At 37.9% G+C, this 16,623-nt stretch carries 14 protein-coding genes; 9 read left to right on the forward strand and 5 right to left on the reverse strand.

Translation table 11 applies throughout. The features are described 5' to 3' along the window. Positions 1–226: 226 nt before the first annotated feature. Positions 227–2,005 carry a DNA mismatch repair endonuclease MutL gene (gene mutL, locus ACM03V_RS08040; RefSeq protein ID WP_414620247.1) on the reverse strand — a complete coding sequence of 593 codons (1,779 nt, stop codon included), beginning with the start codon at positions 2,003–2,005 and terminating at the stop codon, positions 227–229. Positions 2,006–2,413: 408 nt separating this feature from the next. Between mutL and ACM03V_RS08045 the strand changes: the two genes are divergently transcribed. Both ACM03V_RS08045 and ACM03V_RS08050 read left to right on the forward strand, forming a co-directional pair. Further along, the gene (locus tag ACM03V_RS08045; protein ID WP_414620248.1) at positions 2,414–2,719 is read left to right on the forward strand and encodes a type II toxin-antitoxin system Phd/YefM family antitoxin; all 306 of its coding nucleotides are present in this window, start codon (positions 2,414–2,416) and stop codon (positions 2,717–2,719) included. Further along, the gene (locus tag ACM03V_RS08050) at positions 2,691–3,008 is read left to right on the forward strand and encodes a Txe/YoeB family addiction module toxin (protein WP_414620249.1); all 318 of its coding nucleotides are present in this window, start codon (positions 2,691–2,693) and stop codon (positions 3,006–3,008) included. Before ACM03V_RS08045 ends, ACM03V_RS08050 begins: the two co-directional genes overlap by 29 nt. Positions 3,009–3,106: 98 nt before the next feature. Here the strand turns inward: ACM03V_RS08050 and ACM03V_RS08055 are convergent, their stop codons facing one another. After that, a complete protein-coding gene (locus ACM03V_RS08055) occupies positions 3,107–4,153 on the reverse strand; it encodes an adenosine deaminase (RefSeq protein WP_414620250.1) in 1,047 nt (348 codons plus the stop codon). A gap of 87 nt (positions 4,154–4,240) precedes the next feature. Next, positions 4,241–6,676: a PAS domain S-box protein gene (locus ACM03V_RS08060; RefSeq protein WP_414620251.1), complete on the reverse strand. Its 2,436-nt coding sequence runs from the start codon at positions 6,674–6,676 to the stop codon at positions 4,241–4,243. 985 nt (positions 6,677–7,661) lie between these two features. Here ACM03V_RS08060 and ACM03V_RS08065 point away from each other — a divergent pair. The 5 genes from ACM03V_RS08065 (at position 7,662) to ACM03V_RS08085 (ending at position 11,966) form a co-directional block, all read left to right on the forward strand. Further along, positions 7,662–9,005: an adenylosuccinate synthase gene (locus ACM03V_RS08065; protein ID WP_414620252.1), complete on the forward strand. Its 1,344-nt coding sequence runs from the start codon at positions 7,662–7,664 to the stop codon at positions 9,003–9,005. Positions 9,006–9,109: 104 nt separating this feature from the next. Then, on the forward strand, positions 9,110–9,739 hold the full coding sequence (locus ACM03V_RS08070; protein ID WP_414620253.1) for a 50S ribosomal protein L25/general stress protein Ctc: 630 nt from the start codon (positions 9,110–9,112) through the stop codon (positions 9,737–9,739). A 331-nt stretch (positions 9,740–10,070) separates the two neighbouring features. Next, complete coding sequence (locus ACM03V_RS08075) at positions 10,071–10,589, forward strand: hypothetical protein (RefSeq protein ID WP_414620254.1); 519 nt, start codon at positions 10,071–10,073, stop codon at positions 10,587–10,589. Between the two features lie 256 nt (positions 10,590–10,845). Further along, positions 10,846–11,637, forward strand: coding sequence for a YdcF family protein (locus tag ACM03V_RS08080; protein WP_414620255.1), 792 nt, complete (start codon positions 10,846–10,848; stop codon positions 11,635–11,637). A 104-nt stretch (positions 11,638–11,741) separates the two neighbouring features. Beyond that, on the forward strand, positions 11,742–11,966 hold the full coding sequence (locus ACM03V_RS08085; RefSeq protein WP_414620256.1) for a hypothetical protein: 225 nt from the start codon (positions 11,742–11,744) through the stop codon (positions 11,964–11,966). Between the two features lie 3 nt (positions 11,967–11,969). Here the strand turns inward: ACM03V_RS08085 and ACM03V_RS08090 are convergent, their stop codons facing one another. Further along, on the reverse strand, positions 11,970–12,191 hold the full coding sequence (locus tag ACM03V_RS08090; protein WP_414620317.1) for a ferredoxin-thioredoxin reductase variable chain: 222 nt from the start codon (positions 12,189–12,191) through the stop codon (positions 11,970–11,972). Between the two features lie 361 nt (positions 12,192–12,552). Further along, complete coding sequence (locus tag ACM03V_RS08095) at positions 12,553–14,481, reverse strand: protein phosphatase 2C domain-containing protein (RefSeq protein ID WP_414620257.1); 1,929 nt, start codon at positions 14,479–14,481, stop codon at positions 12,553–12,555. A 351-nt stretch (positions 14,482–14,832) separates the two neighbouring features. Here ACM03V_RS08095 and ACM03V_RS08100 point away from each other — a divergent pair, with 351 nt between their 5' ends. Both ACM03V_RS08100 and ACM03V_RS08105 read left to right on the forward strand, forming a co-directional pair. Next, a complete protein-coding gene (locus tag ACM03V_RS08100) occupies positions 14,833–15,261 on the forward strand; it encodes an NfeD family protein (protein ID WP_414620258.1) in 429 nt (142 codons plus the stop codon). Positions 15,262–15,372: 111 nt separating this feature from the next. Further along, positions 15,373–16,581 carry an RNA-guided endonuclease InsQ/TnpB family protein gene (locus tag ACM03V_RS08105; RefSeq protein WP_414620259.1) on the forward strand — a complete coding sequence of 403 codons (1,209 nt, stop codon included), beginning with the start codon at positions 15,373–15,375 and terminating at the stop codon, positions 16,579–16,581. Positions 16,582–16,623: the final 42 nt, after the last annotated feature.

Genomic DNA, 16,623 nt, shown 5'->3' on the forward strand with positions numbered 1-16,623 from the left:
AATAAGTATACTTGTGACCTCTCTCCAAACCACTAAAGCTGCGAGGAGAGAGGCTTTGAAACCCCCATTCCCTTGTAGGGAAGGGGGGCAGGGGGGTTAGGTTTCCCATGTTTTGAGGTAAAAACAATACTTTTCAAACATCCTCTTAACCTTTAACCTTAGTTACTCCTAACTTATTATCCCATGCCCAATGCCCAACCCCCTTCAACTGTTCACTGCTCACTGTTTAAATTCCGTGCGATTTCCCAATTACCCAATTACGACGGAAAAAGCGAGCTAAGGCTGATTCTTCTAATGATAAATAAATTGGTCTTCCGTGGGGACAGGTGCGGGGGTGGCGGGTGCGCTGCCATTCGTCTATTAATTGCTGCATTTGTGGCAGGCTCAAGGTTGTGCCGTTGCGGATGGCGCTGCGACAAGCTACGGCAACTTGGGCTGTGTTTAAGTCGCCTCCTTTACTAAGTTCTAATATCGCTTCGGCACAATCTTCGCGCTGCTGTAAAAGTGCGGGTACTTGACGTATTGCCCAAAGTTGTTCGCCAAAAGGTTCTATTTCTAAATTAATTCTTTGTAGCTGTTCTATTTGTTCGGGAGATAATTGGTACAGAATTATTGGTGGTTCGCATTCTACTAATTTCCAGTGTTCGCAAATTTGTTCGTATAAAACTCTTTCGTGAGCAATATGTTGTTCTATTAACCACATTCCTCCCGGATGCTCGGCTACTATGTAGGTTTTGTTGATTTGAGCAACTGCTTTTAAAGCAATGGAGTTTGAGAGGGGGTTTTGGGTTTCGTGCGATTTGAATTGAATTTTATTAGTTTTATTAGTTTTATTTAAATTTTCATTGAGTTCAAATTCTTCAAAGTTCTTTTTTTCAATATCTCTACGGTTGAAGTTGTAACCGCTTTTGGCTTCTGCGGCTTTGATTAATTTACCTACTCGCGTTACCTGTAGAGATTCCTTAATGCCCGAATGATTAATGCTGAATGCTTTATCAATCGATTGAGCAATTTGTTCTCGCCAATAATCAAGTTGATTAAGATAAATTTGTGTTTTCGCGGGGTTGCGATTCCAGTTAATTTGATTCGGGGAAACTGATAAGTGTAGAAAACAAACTGGATAGCGATCGCGCGGTAATGTCTTATGAAATGAGGAGAAAATAGTTTGTTCGAGTTCTAAACATTTAACCATACGTCCATTAACTGCAACCCTTACCCAATCTGGACGATGACGATGGCATCTATCGGGTAATCCGATCACTAATGAAAGCGACGAATCGGGATTATTATCGCGATCGTTTAATTCAACTTTCAAATCTTGTAAGTCTGATGGATGCACTCTACGCAGAAACTGAGACAGAGTTTCTTTCATGTTGCCAGTCGGATAAATGGCGAACCATTCGCGTTCATTTTGCCAAACTTGCCAGGTAACGTGAGGATGACACAAAGCAGTTTGTTGAATTACTGCTTGCACTGCTTTCATTTGCTGGGATATCGAAGGTAAACCCTGACGACGAGCATTGCAATTGCCAAATAAATTAGAAATCATCGCTACCGTACCGGGGGCGATCGCCGCTGCTTCCATAAGCAAAGGTTCTCCCTCGTCACCGTATACAATCCGCCAACCGCTGCACCCTGTTTTTGCTTCTGGATGAGTTTCTGCACGGCTAATAATTTCTAAATCGGCTAGGGTTGTCAAACTGTGCAGCGCTTCACCACGAAAACCCAAGCTATTAATTTTCCACAAATCTTTAGGAGAGCGGATTTTACTAGTGCTGTGGGCGCTTGCTGCTTGCTGCAAGTCATTTAGACTCATTCCACAACCGTTATCCGATACTCGCACCCGCCACTGTTCCGGACGCAAAGAAACCACAATCCTTGTCGCACCAGCATCCAAGGAATTTTCGATCAATTCCCGTACCACCGAAGCAAAAGAATCAATTACCTCTCCGGCTGTAATTAAATGTACGACTTCTGAAGGTAGAGCTTGGATAGTAGATGCCATAGCGTACAGTGTTGGCGAGGATACAATGCCACTCTACCGCACAACCATGTTTTATTGAATTTGTTAATAGAAATTCATGCTTTTAAATAATTCTTAATGATTTTATTTATACTTAAAGTAAAATCTTAATTATGTTTTTAATTTAACCGTTAATTGCTGAGTTATCTACTATTTTACTAGAATTATAAGGCTTTCATCTTAGAAACATAAATTAAAATTACTTTTTAGCTTAGTAGTTATACATAGTGGAAATGTATTTTATTTTCAATATTTTATTGATTAATCAAAGCCAATAAAACGTGCGGCAATAATTAACTATGGTTTATTGCTGCCGTGTTAATAAAACGTTTACTCCGCCATCAGACCACAATTGATATAATATATGTACCATTACCTGTACATAAACTGATGTTTGATTACGAAATCACATCTCCCACAGATGCTAGAAATAACTTTTTTAAGTTGTTAGAACTAGTTACACAGAATAATCAGGTATATATCATCAATCGTCGTGATGGTGAGAATGTAGCATTGATTACAGAATCGGATTTAAGAAGTTTGGTAGAGACGGTTTATTTGTTTAGAACTCCTGCAAATGCGAGTCGTCTGCTGGATGCTATGGAGGAATCTAAGACAGGAAAAATTAAACCTCAAACTATTGAAGAACTTCAAGAGGAGTTGGGGATTGAGCAAGAAGAAAAAGAAAAAGGCTGAGTCAGATGAAATAAAACCAGTTGTTGTGAATCGCAGCCCTGGTTTTAGTTCTAGGTTTAAAGAAGATTTGGCTTGGTGGTTCAAGCAAGATTTTAAGGTTGCCTCGAAAATCTTGGATTTAGTTACTGCTGTAATGGAAAATCCATTTGAAGGAATTGGTAAACCAGAACCTTTAAAATATATGGATGGAAATATTTGGTCAAGACGTATTGATTTAGAACACCGGCTTGTTTATCAAGTTGAAAATATTCAAATTTATTTCCTGGCTTGTCGGTATCATTACGAGTAAAAACCAAGTTTTTTAAATTCACTCTTCACTAAAAAATAAAAATTCACTTGCTGCAACTTTAATCACTTTTTAACCGATGGCTAATCACTAATCGCTAATTATCTATTAGCCATGACAGCTTTTTGAGGTTGAGGATGGAGTAAACCATTTAACAACTGAGCCGGACGTTCGCCTCCGTATGGCCAAGCAAAAGCATGACGGAAAGCGGCATCCTGACAAGCTTGGAGCATTTCAAAGCCGATAATATCGTAGGTTAAAAGATTTTCGTACTCAAATGGTAAACGCACGTTGTGTAACCCGGCGTTATCGGTACAAATCGCGATATCTACTCCGGCATCAAAACAACGCTCAAACACCAACTTTAACTGTCGGATATCTTGCAAGGTTCCCGTTTTAATGTAAGTTGTCGGACACACTTCCAAACATTGCCCGCGTTTTGCGACATCTTTAAGTAAATCTGGGGTTAACAAAGGAATTTGGATACCGTGCCCGATTCGCATCAAATAAGGCAATAATTCTGGATGACAGCCAGCTTCGGTTTCATAAAGGTGTCCGGTAGTATTTAAACCAACGGATAAAGCATATTCGTAAAGCTTTTTCCATTCATCCATACGTTCGGAGTAAGCGCTGTCTCCTCCGGCAACGTCTACAGCACATACATACTGCCTGTTTTGAGCGGCTAAATCTACAATCGCTTTATTCACTTCATAGGGAAGCCGCGAGTGCATACACAATATCTGACTGGTGACAATGGGATATTCGGGAACTTTGCTGGCTTTACCCACAACATCAACAATCTCCGCCATTTTGTCAATTCTCTCTGATTGACTTAAATGTTCTGGAGTTCGTAGATAAGGAGTGTAGCGCAATTCCAAATACGCCAAATTTTCAAAAATATATGCACCGCGTACCAAACGATAAATAAAGTAAGGCAGAGTCTCTACAGTTTGCACGCTTTCTACTAAAGTATGTAACTCTAGATATTCTTCTAAAGTATTGCGCGGTTTGGTGTAAAACTCTTCAAATTCTTGATAATTCTGAAAGTTTTTGACTAACTCGTTAGAATGACGCTCGAAATATCCCCACAAAATCCGGGGTACAACCGAACCGCCCAAATGTCTATGTAATTCAGCGTATAAAGCCATAACTGATATTTCATACTAAAAATTTTATTAATGGTAACAAAAACAAAGATAAAAAAAATATATACTAAAAAAAAAATTGAGTAAAGTCTATCTAAATTCCCTGCTAACTTTAGCTAGAGTATGTAACAAGTCCTTACCAGTACAGGGTTTTGACATAAATGCTTTTAAGTTTAGACTTTTATCTAAAGTTGAATCGTAATTTAACACTAAGCCGCTGATAGCAACAATTTTTACTTTGGGGTTGATTTTTTGTAACAACCCGATGGTAGTTTCACCATCCATTTCAGGCATCATCATATCTAGCAATATTAAATTAATTTCTTGTTGATATTTGGTATAAATTTCTATAGCTTCTATTCCGTTAGATGCTGTTAATACACGGTAATTATATGCTTCTAAACATGACTTGGTAATTTTACGGATAGCTGGTTCGTCATCAACAACTAAAATTAATTCGCCACTACCATTTAAGTCTTCTGATTCATCGCAACAGGAAACATTTGTTTCTTCTGCTTTTTGGATGGGTAAATAAATTTTAACGATGGTACCTTTATTTAACTCGCTATAAACATTCACAAAACCACCGTGGTTCTTCACAATACTTAGAGCAGTAGAAAGACCTAAACCCGTACCTTTTCCTACTTCTTTTGTTGTAAAAAATGGTTCAAAAATGCGTTCTTGAATTTCTGGATGCATACCTACTCCGGTATCAGCCACGGTGACTACAATATAAGCACCTGTTTTGGCATGGATATTCATTTGGGCGTAATATTCATCGATTTGGAGATTCTCGGCAGAAATTTCTAATTTCCCTCCCTTGGGCATGGCATCGCGGGCATTAACTACTAAATTCATTAGTACCTGATGTAATTGGGTAGCATCACCGCAAACGTAATTCAAGTCTGACGTTATATTTACATTTAGTTGAATTGATTTAGGAAAAGTTTCTCTAACAATTTGCTCAATTTCTGCGATTAAATATTTGATTTGAATAAGAGTACGTTTACCTTCAATACCTCTAGCAAAGGATAATAATTGTTTGATTAAACTAGCACCGCGTTGGGCGTTATTTTCTAAAGTTTTTAGCAATCGTAGATGTTGGGAATCGGACAGTTTTCTTTCTAATAATTGCACTGACATTAGAATTGGTGCTAACACATTGTTTAAGTCGTGAGCAATTCCACCTGCTAAGGTGCCGATACTTTCTAAACGCTGGGTTCTTAACAGTTGAGTTTCAAGTTGTTTGTTTTGAGTAATTTCTGTATTTTCTGCCAAAATTGATTTCGGCTGTCCTTTTTGATCTCGTAATAAAGTCCAGCGACTTTCAACAATAATCTCTTTACCTTCTCTGGTTACTTGATGTAATTCTCCTTGCCAAACTCCTCGATCGATAACGCTTAATAATGCATCGTCTTGTTGTGAAGAATGTTCTTTATGTAATAATCGCGATGATTTTTCACCATGAACTTCCTGGGCTTGCCAACCGTAGATATTTTCAGCCCCTTTATTCCAATACAAAATTCGATTGTGAATATCTTTGACTAAAATTGCGTTTGTCACTACATCTAATAGCGCTGCTTGTGTTTGAAGCTTTTCTTCAGAAGCTTTGCGCTGGGTAATGTCGCGAGTTATTGCTAAATGTAGAAAACCGCTGTTTTCGGTTGGTAACGGTACGGCGTGTGTTTTCATCCAGCGACGAGTACCTTTGAATCCAACCATCTCGAATTCCAAAGTTTCCTTGTTACCCCGACAAACGCTTTCATGCATTAATCTATAAGCTTTTTGATACTCTGGAGTAATTACCGAACATAGCGATCGCCCGATTATTGCATCGGCGCTTTCTACCTCCATCATTTCTATCCCGGAGGCATTAATTTCTAAAAGAGTACCATCCTTGTCTATTAACTTAATAGATTCCGGTTTTGCATCTATGATTGTCTGCAAGCGGTTTTCGCTTTGTCGTAAAGCAGCTTCTGTTTTTTTTAGTTTGACTGCGTAGTCTTTAATTAGATAATAAAGTTGTGTAACTAATGCTAGGTTTCCAAAGCCAGCAATTAAAAAAGCAATTACAGTTTTATGGAAGCTAATTTTTGATAAAATTATGTGATTTAGTAAAACCTTTGTTTCTGTTTCTTCAAGGTTATAAAGAAGCTTTTTTACAGCATAGCTTAAAGCTAAATCATGAGATACATTTACTTCTTTGTTCTGTTTAAAATATAACTTTTGCTCGAAAAAATCCAATCTATTATTGTTTTTTTTATTGAGCAAGAAAACTTGCTCCTGTTTTTGATAGTTATGTCTAGTTAAATCTTTTAATGATTGAATGTTTCGATCAATCTGCTTTTGTGCAACATCATATAATTTCAGAGAATCTGTATTCGTTGAAGTTAAGTAATTATAACGTGCTGTTTGAGCATCTTGAAACGCTAAAAGTGTTTTTTCAAGCCGAATAATAACTTCGTTTGAATAATTTATAATTTGTTCGTTTGTATTTAACTTTATAGTACTGTTATATGAAATCACTGCATTAGCGAATAGTAAACAAAGGACTAATAAAAATAATATTCTCAAAATTTTTATGCTAAATAATTTCATCATAACTAAAGTAAATAAAGTCCTATAAGAATGCCGCTTTTTACTCTTTTGGATACATACAATATTCGTAAATCGTCGAAAATAAAGCTGTATGCGTGTTAGTTTTATTCACGAATAGAAGAATATTACTCCCATTCCGCTCTAAGATTACCGAAAAATTGTAGGTTGGGTTGAGGAACGAAACCCAAGGTCGGTGTTGGGTTTCACTCCGTTCAACCCAACCTACGTCATAGGAAATCATAAAGCCGGGAAGAAAGTAACAATCCGGGCTTAAGCTGCGATGCCCTGTTTCCCCAGCCTGTCCGGCTCTGAGGGTTATCAACGACAAATATCATATTCCAGACATTAAGATGGGAACATCCAATTTAAAAAATTGACTTTGCGTAAATCCTATTTACGATCAATAAAATATTTGACAAGAAAATCATTTTAAATAATTACTTTTAATAACGTTGAGGAAATATTGCAACTTTTGCAAAAGATGTAAATTAAAGAAGATCGCAGTTACCCCGAAAATGATTTTTATCCAACAAATTAATATTTACTTGAACAATTATCTTTATCAAGCTGCTATTACCTACTCAAGTATAAATTATATAATCCGGATTTATTATCAGTGATAGACGATACATAAAAATAGGTTCGAGCTATACATATTTTATACATTTATTCTAAATTCAAGATGCAAACTATTTACTAAACAGTTACGGTATTAAAGTGTTAATTATTTTACCAGAAATAAAATTTGAAAATGTAGTATATAAATCAATTTCAATTTGATAAAAGGTAACAATTGTCACGGATTTATAACGAACCAAGTTTTTTTTTGAAAATGTTGCTTACCAGCCTTGACATCAGTTACTAATCGTGTGGATAATAATCATTTGTGAAAACCGTATATTAATAAAATCTCTTGGCTAACGTCATTGTTATAGGTGCCCAGTGGGGCGATGAAGGAAAAGGAAAAATAACCGATTTACTCAGCCGCTCCGCAGATGTGGTGGTCCGTTACCAAGGTGGGGTAAATGCGGGACATACAATTGTAGTAAAAGGTCAAACTTTTAAGCTGCATTTAATTCCTTCTGGTATTTTGTATCCAGATACCAAATGTATTATCGGCTCTGGAACTGTAATTGACCCACAGGTTTTGATTGCGGAATTGGATCAAATAGAAAGTTTAAATATTTCTACTCGCAATTTGTTGATTTCCGAGACGGCACACGTCACGATGCCGTATCACCGATTGATTGATAAAGCTTCAGAAGAACGAAGGGGTAGTCATAAAATCGGTACTACAGGTAGAGGTATCGGACCAACTTATGCTGATAAGTCCGAACGCACGGGTATTCGGATGTTGGATTTGATGAATGCCAAAGGATTGCGCGAACAGCTCGACTGGACGATTAATTCTAAAAACGTCATTCTTGAAAAGCTTTATAACTTACCACCGATAGATGCTGCTGCTGTAATTGAAGAATATTTAGGGTACGCAGAACGGTTGCGTCCTCACGTTGTCGATACTTCCTTGGAAATTTACCAAGCAATTAGAGAACGTCGAAATATTTTGTTTGAGGGAGCGCAAGGTACTCTATTAGATTTAGACCACGGAACTTATCCTTTTGTCACTTCCTCGAACCCCGTAGCGGGTGGGGCTTGTGTGGGTACTGGTTTGGGGCCAACCGCCATCGACCGAGTGATTGGTGTCGCTAAAGCCTATACTACCCGAGTTGGAGAAGGACCATTTCCGACCGAACTTTCCGGAGAAATGGGAGAGCATCTGTGTTCTGTAGGAGCAGAATTTGGTACAACTACCGGACGCAAACGCCGTTGTGGATGGTTTGATGCGGTTATCGGTCGTTATGCAGTACGTATTAACGGTATGGACTGTTTAGCAATTACCAAATTAGATGTTCTCGACGAACTTGAAGAAATTAAAGTTTGTGTAGCTTATGAAATTGATGGTTTGCGTACCGAACATTTTCCCACCAGTTCCAGAAAGTTCGCACAATGTCGTCCTATTTACAAAACCTTACCGGGATGGGGGCGATCAACAAGTGATTGTCGTAGTTTAGAAGATTTACCACCACAAGCACTCGACTACCTCAAATTTTTGGCTGAATTGGTTGAGGTTCCGATCGCGATTGTTTCGTTAGGTGCGAGTCGCGATCAAACAATAATTGTTGAAGATCCAATTCACGGACCAAAACGAGCATTACTGCAAGCTGACGGTACCCCTGTTTCTTTAGAGACTGTATAAGGTACAATGTTTTCTTTGTCTGTATATTTTAGAAGTGCAGTGTAAAAAACTGCCCTGCTTTAACTGTAAACTGACCCACAAACATAAATAATCAGAACAAAACTATGGAAATGACGGTCGAATGTCAAAAACGACCAGAAGGAAGCAAAACAAAGGCTTTGCGTCGTTCTGGAGAGATTCCTGCCAATTTATACGGTCATAAAGGCACGGAATCAATTTCTTTGGTAATTAATGCTAAAACCGTCGAGCGCTTACTCAAAAAAGCTTCGGTTAACAATACCTTAATTGACTTGAAAATTGGCGATATCCCCTGGGAGGGACAAACCTTATTGCGGGAAGTTCAAGCTCATCCAGCAACAGGTAAACTTTACCATCTCAGCTTTTTTGCTGTCGCAGGTCACGGTAAAATGACAGTAGAAGTACCTTTTAACTTTGTCGGCAATGCAGTTGGTGTAGAACAAGAAGGCGGTATATTAGATACCGTAATTACTCAAATGCAGTTAAACTGTCTGCCAGAGAACATTCCTAATTCAATTGATATTGACGTTAGTAACTTGAATGTCGGAGACAGCTTACACGTTAATCAAATTACATTACCCGAAGGCGTAACATTAACAGCAGAATCTGACGAACTTGTTGTTAGTGTTTTACCACCACAAGTTAGTGCAACTACACAAGATCAAGAAGCTGAAGGTGAAAGCAAAGCAGAAGTTCAACCTGCGGAAACTACTTAAACTATGCTTTAATGAATTACAATCCCAGGGGATTAGCTCCTGGTTTTTTTGTATCTATACTTAAGTGTTAAATGTTAATAGGACTTACGCAAGGAAAAAATGTCATTGCGACCAAAACGAAGTGTAGGGGATCTTTCCCAACAATTGTGGGATTACGTCGCTGTCGCTCGGCCCGGACGCAATCACGTTATTTTGCGTAAGTCCTGGTTAAGTGTAATTGTCTTATAGAGAAACTCGTTAGCAACAAAGAAAAATTATATCTTAAAATTTTAGATACAACTCAACCACGAGATGCACAATTAAAACAACTTATTAGCCAATAGCCTATATTATGGCAAAAAAAAGTTCTGGTAATTTTTTACCTATCTCCCAAAGCTTTCTTTCTCAACTGATATTCGGGTCATTTTTAGCCTTTGTATTTTTCCTATCCTCTGATAGATTAGGCTTAAGTCTCTTTCTTGGAGTATTAGGTGGGTTACTACTAGGCTTATTTACAACATCCACAAGAACTGGGCCTCATCCCGAAACCGTAGCATCTTCCGATGGTGTAGATGCTGGACTAAAATACTGGTTATTTTTCTTACTTAGCTTTTTACTTTTGGGCTATCAACCGCCTATAAGTATTTTGTTAGGTGGAATAGCTGGTTTGAGTGGGGGCTTTATTTTTGCTTGGTGGGGAAGCAAGGAACCAACTGTTACTAAAGCACCAGGTCAGATTCAGCGAGAAGTCGAAACCGACGATGACGAGTTAGCTGCCCCCACACAGAGAACTAATTCGCAGCGAAGTAGAAGAGTAGCCCGTCGTTACCGTCGCCGTTCGGGAATCAATATTAAGTTTTGGGAAAAGTAGCCGAAAGTTAATAGGAAGAGAGTTAGGAGTTAAGAGTTAAGAGTTAATCGTAAAACTTACGCAAAGCCTCCTAATAAATCGGGGGTTTGAGAAATGGGGAGATAAGGAGACATTCCGGCAAGTAACGAGTTGCATAGTAACGAGGAATGAGTAATAAGTAGGAATAGAAAATATTGTTGGTAATTTACTTGCTACTCCTAACTCCTAACTCATAATTTCTAACTCCTAACTCCTGTCTTTATAACTTGTAGTTCCCATGTTTTTATATCTTTCCAAGCTGCTACCCCTTTTTTTATATCCTCTAGGATTTGCCTGTATTTGTAGTGTTTTAGGGTTGATCTTGCTTTGGAAAAGACCGCGTGTAGCAGCATTTTGCATTGCGCTAGGATTGTTTGCAGTGCTATTTACCTCTAATGGTTGGATTTCTCGCCTTATGGTGAGTTCCCTGGAATGGCAAAATATTCCTACAGGAGAATTGCCTACAGCAGAAGCCATTGTGGTTTTGGGTGGTGCAACTAAGGCTAATTACGAACCTCGAACAACTGTAGACTTAAGCGAAGCAGGCGATCGAGTTGTTTACGCAGTTCAACTTTACCGTCAAAAAAAAGCTCCTTTAATTATTGCTAGTGGTGGACGTATCGATTGGGCTGGGGGCGGCCCACCAGAATCGGAAGATATCGCAAAATTACTTATATTTATGGGAGTCAAATCGGAAGATATTTTACAAGATCCCACTTCACTAAATACTTATCAAAACGCCGTAAACGTCAAAAAAATTCTCTTAGAACGTAATATTAATCGCATACTATTAGTAACTTCAGCAATGCATATGCCGCGTTCGCTGGCGATTTTCAAACATCAAGATATTGAAACAATTGCTGCACCCACTGATTTTCTGGTTACAAAAGACGAATTTGACTCAATAGGTAGAACCCCCAAAAGTGCAATTTTAAATTTGTTACCAGATAGTAGATATTTAGAAAATTTTACTCTTGCTTTAAAAGAATATATAGGTATGATTGTATACCGTTTGCGCGGGTGGGTTTGAGTCAGTTAACAGTGAGCAGTTATCAGTTATCAGTTATCACCCAGAGGGTGCGGCCGATCGGCGATTAAGCTATAGGTATTGGATAACAACTAACAACTAAAATAATGTCTCAAGAATTACAAAGAATAGTTCCGTCGGGGTCATCTCAGATAGAAGAAACAATTGCTGCGAGTGAAACTGCTCATGAATTTTACCGAGAAGTTGAAGTGCGCTCGGAGTTTAATAGTTACTGTGAATGGTATCGTGCTACAGCTAAAAGCAATCGTCAAGAATTAGAAAAAATGCGCGGCGAACTGAATATATTTCAGTGGTTTCGCCGCAGACGCTAAATTTTAGATTGTTTCTAATTCATCAGTACGTAAGTGAGCTTTAAACTTTTTAGTGAACTTCACTTGAATAGGGAAGTTAGCACTAACAGGTCTTCCTTTCCATTCTGTAGCAATACCAAACACTTCTCCTTCTAAGCCTTTGATATCAAAAGCCTCACCGCGATGTTCGGGATGATGATAAATTACTACAGATTCCGTAACACGGACGCGATCGCCAACATTCATATCACTATTTACATCTAACTTTTGGTTTTCCACAACAGTCGTCACGCCTACCCCTCAATGAATTTGTTTTTTATCAAAATATAGACCGCTTGCCACTTTAAATTTTGTTTTAGCCTTATAAATGCGGTATAGAAGCCATATATAAAACTCCCCTTACACGAAGGCAAGAGTTTTCATCTCTATATCTTCACTCCAAAAGTAGACATTGGTCAACTAGTTGAAAGGTGAAAGGATTTTAGATTTTGGATTAAGAGTTAGGAGTTAAGAGTTAGGAGTTAAGAGTTAGCAGTTAACAGTGACCAGTTACCAATTAAATTCTACCCCCTCTACCCCATCCCCCCCTCTCCCCATCCCCCCATCCTCAATAAGGGGGACAAACTCTCCGCACTTGCTGCGGAAGCTGCTTGCAGGTTGTGTTAAATGATTTGGGCTGAATTAACCACCATCCGAGCAACAATAAACCTGTACCTCCGATTAATAGCAGCAATACTATGGATAGTAATATTATTGGATTGCGCGATCGCTTTTTCTTGACGGGTGCCCAATTGTTGGCTGCAACGGGTTCGTCGTCGGAAAGTCTTAAGTCTAATAGTGCTTGGGAACTTTCTGCTAATTCTTGTTCTGGCTGTGCTGTTTCCCCTTCTAAAACTTCTATATCAGATGCTTTAGGATTTACTATTGCTAAGTAATCTGGAATGACGCGACAATGGGTAATGACTACTGAAATATTGTCATGTCCGTTTCTTTGATTTGCTAATTTAATCCAACTTTGTGCTGCTTCTTGGGGGGAGACTTCACCCGTTAATACTGGTAAAGCATAATCGCGCCAGTAATGTTCTACCAAGTTATTGTCGCTCAAACCGTCGGAACATAATAGTAATATTCCATCTTCTTCTAAAATAAAGCGTGAGATTTGGGGATGAAGAAATTCACCTTCTTTAGTACCCAAAGCTTGAGTTAAAGCAGTAGCATCGGGACGCTGTAATGCTTTACGATACAGGCTGCGTCCGTGAATTACTTCTCGCTTTGCTACATCGTCATCAACTGTAAGTAGCTGACAGTAGTTGCGAGTAATCCAGTAAGCGCGACTATCGCCAACGCTTGCTAAATAAAGTTCGCAGGCATTTTCCGAACGCCAATTTCCGGTAGTTTGCACGCTTTGCGGTATCTGTACCGACATTACCAGCGTTGTAGCCATGCGTTCTCTTTTTTCGCGTCTTTGCTGATTGTTGGCACTGCAAATTAAATTATTTACAACTCGCAAGCTGGCTTCAATTTGCTGTTTTAACAAATCTGGGGATACGATTTCGGCTTGCTGTGCGACTTCAGCTAGTAGAGCTTTGATTTGCAATTTTACTGACTGCACGGCTAAAGCGGAAGCAACTTCACCACCTTCATGTCCGCCTATACCATCGCATACAAGAGATATTTTGGGTATTAAAGAATCGTCTTGGGAATCTTTATTTGTAGGAAAACAATTATCTTCGTTTCTGGTTAGTTGCTCTCCTTTATCTGTAATTCCAAATACTTTCAGAGTTAAAGGTAATTCTGCTGCTGGTGATAGCAATAGTTGATTAAGTTGGTTAGAAATTGCTTCAAAATCAACCACACCGCTACACATTTGCTTAACAAGTTTTGTTAAGGAACTGTTAACTTTTGTGTGGGAAATGGCTACAATTGGTCGCCAACATTCTCCCAACTGCTGTAAAGTTGGCGCGTTTGTATTTTCGATCAGTTCCACTAAACGCACGCACCAACCCTGTACGCGCAAATTCTCTGGAACCAGCAAACTACCTGCAACTCCTAATTCGGATAAAGGTTTCCACAATTCGAGAATTTGCCACAACCAGTAAACTTGTCTTACTGCCGTTGAATCCCAGACATCGGTAATTGCAGGATACAGACTGCCTTTATCGTCAATAGGTGCATTTTCCAGCAACAAGATATTATCTTCGTTGTTTTGAGTTAATTGTGTAAATCCGTATACATGAGGTACGTGCAATCGATGTTGATGCAAGCGTAGATAGGGAAGAACTTTATTCGGTAATTTATCTAATGTTTCCGGTATTAGTATCGGTTGAGTATCCAGCCAAATTTGAGGTGAAATAACTTCATAGCGTCCATCTATTTTTTCTCCTGATTCTAAATTATTTTTTTTAGTATCCACCGCCCAAAGATATTGGTAGACAAGAGGTGTGAAGCAATTAGCGCAAAGGCGATTACCTACAGTATTAATGGGATCGGTACAGTGAGGATTCGTGCAATAAACTATCCTTTGAGTAGAAATCATCAGGTATAAATTCCATCTACTATAATTAACAAGTAAATTTAAGTGACATTTCGCAGCCAGAGAATTAAGGCTTGGATTAGACTAAGTAGGTATCCTTTTAACCAAATTTTGTGATTAGAAGTAATCAAAATTTACCTTAAAAAGAACAATTTTATTTTTTTCGCTTTCAGAAAATTTAAGTTCGCCAAGTGTATTTAACTTTAGTACCGCTTTTTTTAATAAAATCTTGGCTTTTGAAGTAGTAAAAAGGCTTGCAGGATCAGTTTTTTACTTTCATACTTGATACTCAAAGCTTCTGTATACTACTCACTGCGAATCAATTTATCCTGAATATAGATTTTAGGATGATATATGTCTATAACTTTGATCTGGCTGATAGTCGGAGCCTGTTTTTGTTTATCGGAATTATTTATTCCCACTGCTTTTGTCGCTTTTACGATGGGCATCAGCGCTTTTATAGTAGCGTTATTGTCTTTAGCTGTAGGAAATTTATGGCTATTAGCACTTTGTTGGTTGTTGCTTTCCGCATCATTAATAGTACTTACTCGTAAATATATTTCACCACGACGACGTAAATCAAAAATTAGAGATGCAGTTTTAGGAGAAACTATCACTGAAATACCTGCTGGTAAAACGGGAAGAGTTTTGTACGAAGGCAATTCTTGGCGAGCGCGATGCGATGATGAACAAGCTTTTATCGCCCCTTACCAAAGAGTTTACGTAGTTAGACGTGAAGGTACAACGTTGATTGTCATGCCCGAAAATATCTTACATCCGTAATTCTCGTGTTTCCCAACTGTGTTTGATTTTCATGTTTGAAAAATAGTATTTATTTTAAACTAAATAAACATAGTCAAACACAGACAAATTAAGTCAAATGCTTGAAAACTGATGAAACTAATCCAAAAGCATCAAATTAAACAAACACACCCGAAATTTAAGGAGATTGATGGAGCTTGTTTCGCGTCAAAAAACTTGTTTAATTGCGCTCTATACATTTGCAGACAAAGTTACTTTAAAGGTGAGAAAATACCAACTTTCAATGAGTTGTATCATCTTCTTAAACTAACTGAGGATTATAAAACTTTACCCGCCAAAATATCACAACTGACGATTAAACAAGTCAGCAATGTTTTTAAGTCTTACCAAAAAGCAAAGACGGAGTATTCCAGAAATCCAGATAAGTTTACAGGTAAACCTAAGTTACCTAAATATAAACATAAAGAAAAAGGTAGAAATTTATTAACTTTTAATTACCAAGCGATTTCTAAAACTTGGTTAAATAAGGGTTTTGTTAGTCCTTCCGGGTTGACTCTAAAAGTCCCAACCAATATCACTAATATCGATGAATTAAGAATTGTACCAAAATATGGATGTTATGTTGTTGAAATTGTTTATAATGTCCCTGACGTTGGACAATGTACGGATGGTGTTATAGCTTCGATAGATATAGGTTTGAATAACTTAGCTACTGTTGCTAGTAATGACCCAAACTTTACTCCTTTTATTGTTTGTGGTAAAGCGATTAAATCTTATAACCAGTGGTACAACAAACTTAAATCGAAATTACAATCATTTTTAAGAGAAAATCAATATACTTCTAGAAAACTAGAAGCCCTCACACGGAAGCGTAATAATAAGATGGATTATTATATCCATGCAGCTAGCAGATTTATTGTAAATAAACTGGTAGAACGTGGTGTTAGTCATTTGATAGTCGGTAAAAATGAAGGCTGGAAACAGAACATTAAAATTGGTACAAGAAATAATCAGCACTTTGTTTCGATTCCTCACTCTAAATTTATAAATCAGTTAATTTATAAATGCGAACTGGTGGGAATTAAAGTCACAACCAGTGAGGAGAGTTACACAAGCAAGTGTAGTTTTCTGGATATGGAGCCAATAGCAAAGCACAGTAAATATCAAGGGAACCGAGTGAAAAGAGGTTTGTTCAAATCTTCACAAGGGATGAGAATAAACGCCGATTTGAATGCTTCTTTAAATATCTTGAGAAAAGTAGTTGGGGATTCTGTTTTTAATAGAGACTCAGTAGAGAGGCTTGTAGTTAGCCCTATAAGGTTTAAACCTTATAAAGCTTGAGTAGATTTGTCTACAAAATTAGTAACTATTAGAAAAAACTAG

This window comes from Calothrix sp. CCY 0018 (assembly GCF_963920925.1).
Taxonomy (GTDB): domain Bacteria; phylum Cyanobacteriota; class Cyanobacteriia; order Cyanobacteriales; family Nostocaceae; genus Rivularia.

Excerpts from the sequence above, each read along its gene's own strand:
- mutL (WP_414620247.1), bottom strand. The coding sequence starts at position 2,005 with ATGGCATCTACTATCCAAGCTCTACCTTCAGAAGTCGTACATTTAATT.
- ACM03V_RS08045 (WP_414620248.1), top strand. The coding sequence starts at position 2,414 with ATGTTTGATTACGAAATCACATCTCCCACAGATGCTAGAAATAACTTT.
- ACM03V_RS08055 (WP_414620250.1), bottom strand. The coding sequence starts at position 4,153 with ATGGCTTTATACGCTGAATTACATAGACATTTGGGCGGTTCGGTTGTA.
- ACM03V_RS08070 (WP_414620253.1), top strand. The coding sequence starts at position 9,110 with ATGGAAATGACGGTCGAATGTCAAAAACGACCAGAAGGAAGCAAAACA.
- ACM03V_RS08075 (WP_414620254.1), top strand. The coding sequence starts at position 10,071 with ATGGCAAAAAAAAGTTCTGGTAATTTTTTACCTATCTCCCAAAGCTTT.
- ACM03V_RS08080 (WP_414620255.1), top strand. The coding sequence starts at position 10,846 with ATGTTTTTATATCTTTCCAAGCTGCTACCCCTTTTTTTATATCCTCTA.
- ACM03V_RS08085 (WP_414620256.1), top strand. The coding sequence starts at position 11,742 with ATGTCTCAAGAATTACAAAGAATAGTTCCGTCGGGGTCATCTCAGATA.
- ACM03V_RS08090 (WP_414620317.1), bottom strand. The coding sequence starts at position 12,191 with ATGAATGTTGGCGATCGCGTCCGTGTTACGGAATCTGTAGTAATTTAT.
- ACM03V_RS08095 (WP_414620257.1), bottom strand. The coding sequence starts at position 14,481 with ATGATTTCTACTCAAAGGATAGTTTATTGCACGAATCCTCACTGTACC.
- ACM03V_RS08100 (WP_414620258.1), top strand. The coding sequence starts at position 14,833 with ATGTCTATAACTTTGATCTGGCTGATAGTCGGAGCCTGTTTTTGTTTA.
- ACM03V_RS08105 (WP_414620259.1), top strand. The coding sequence starts at position 15,373 with ATGAAACTAATCCAAAAGCATCAAATTAAACAAACACACCCGAAATTT.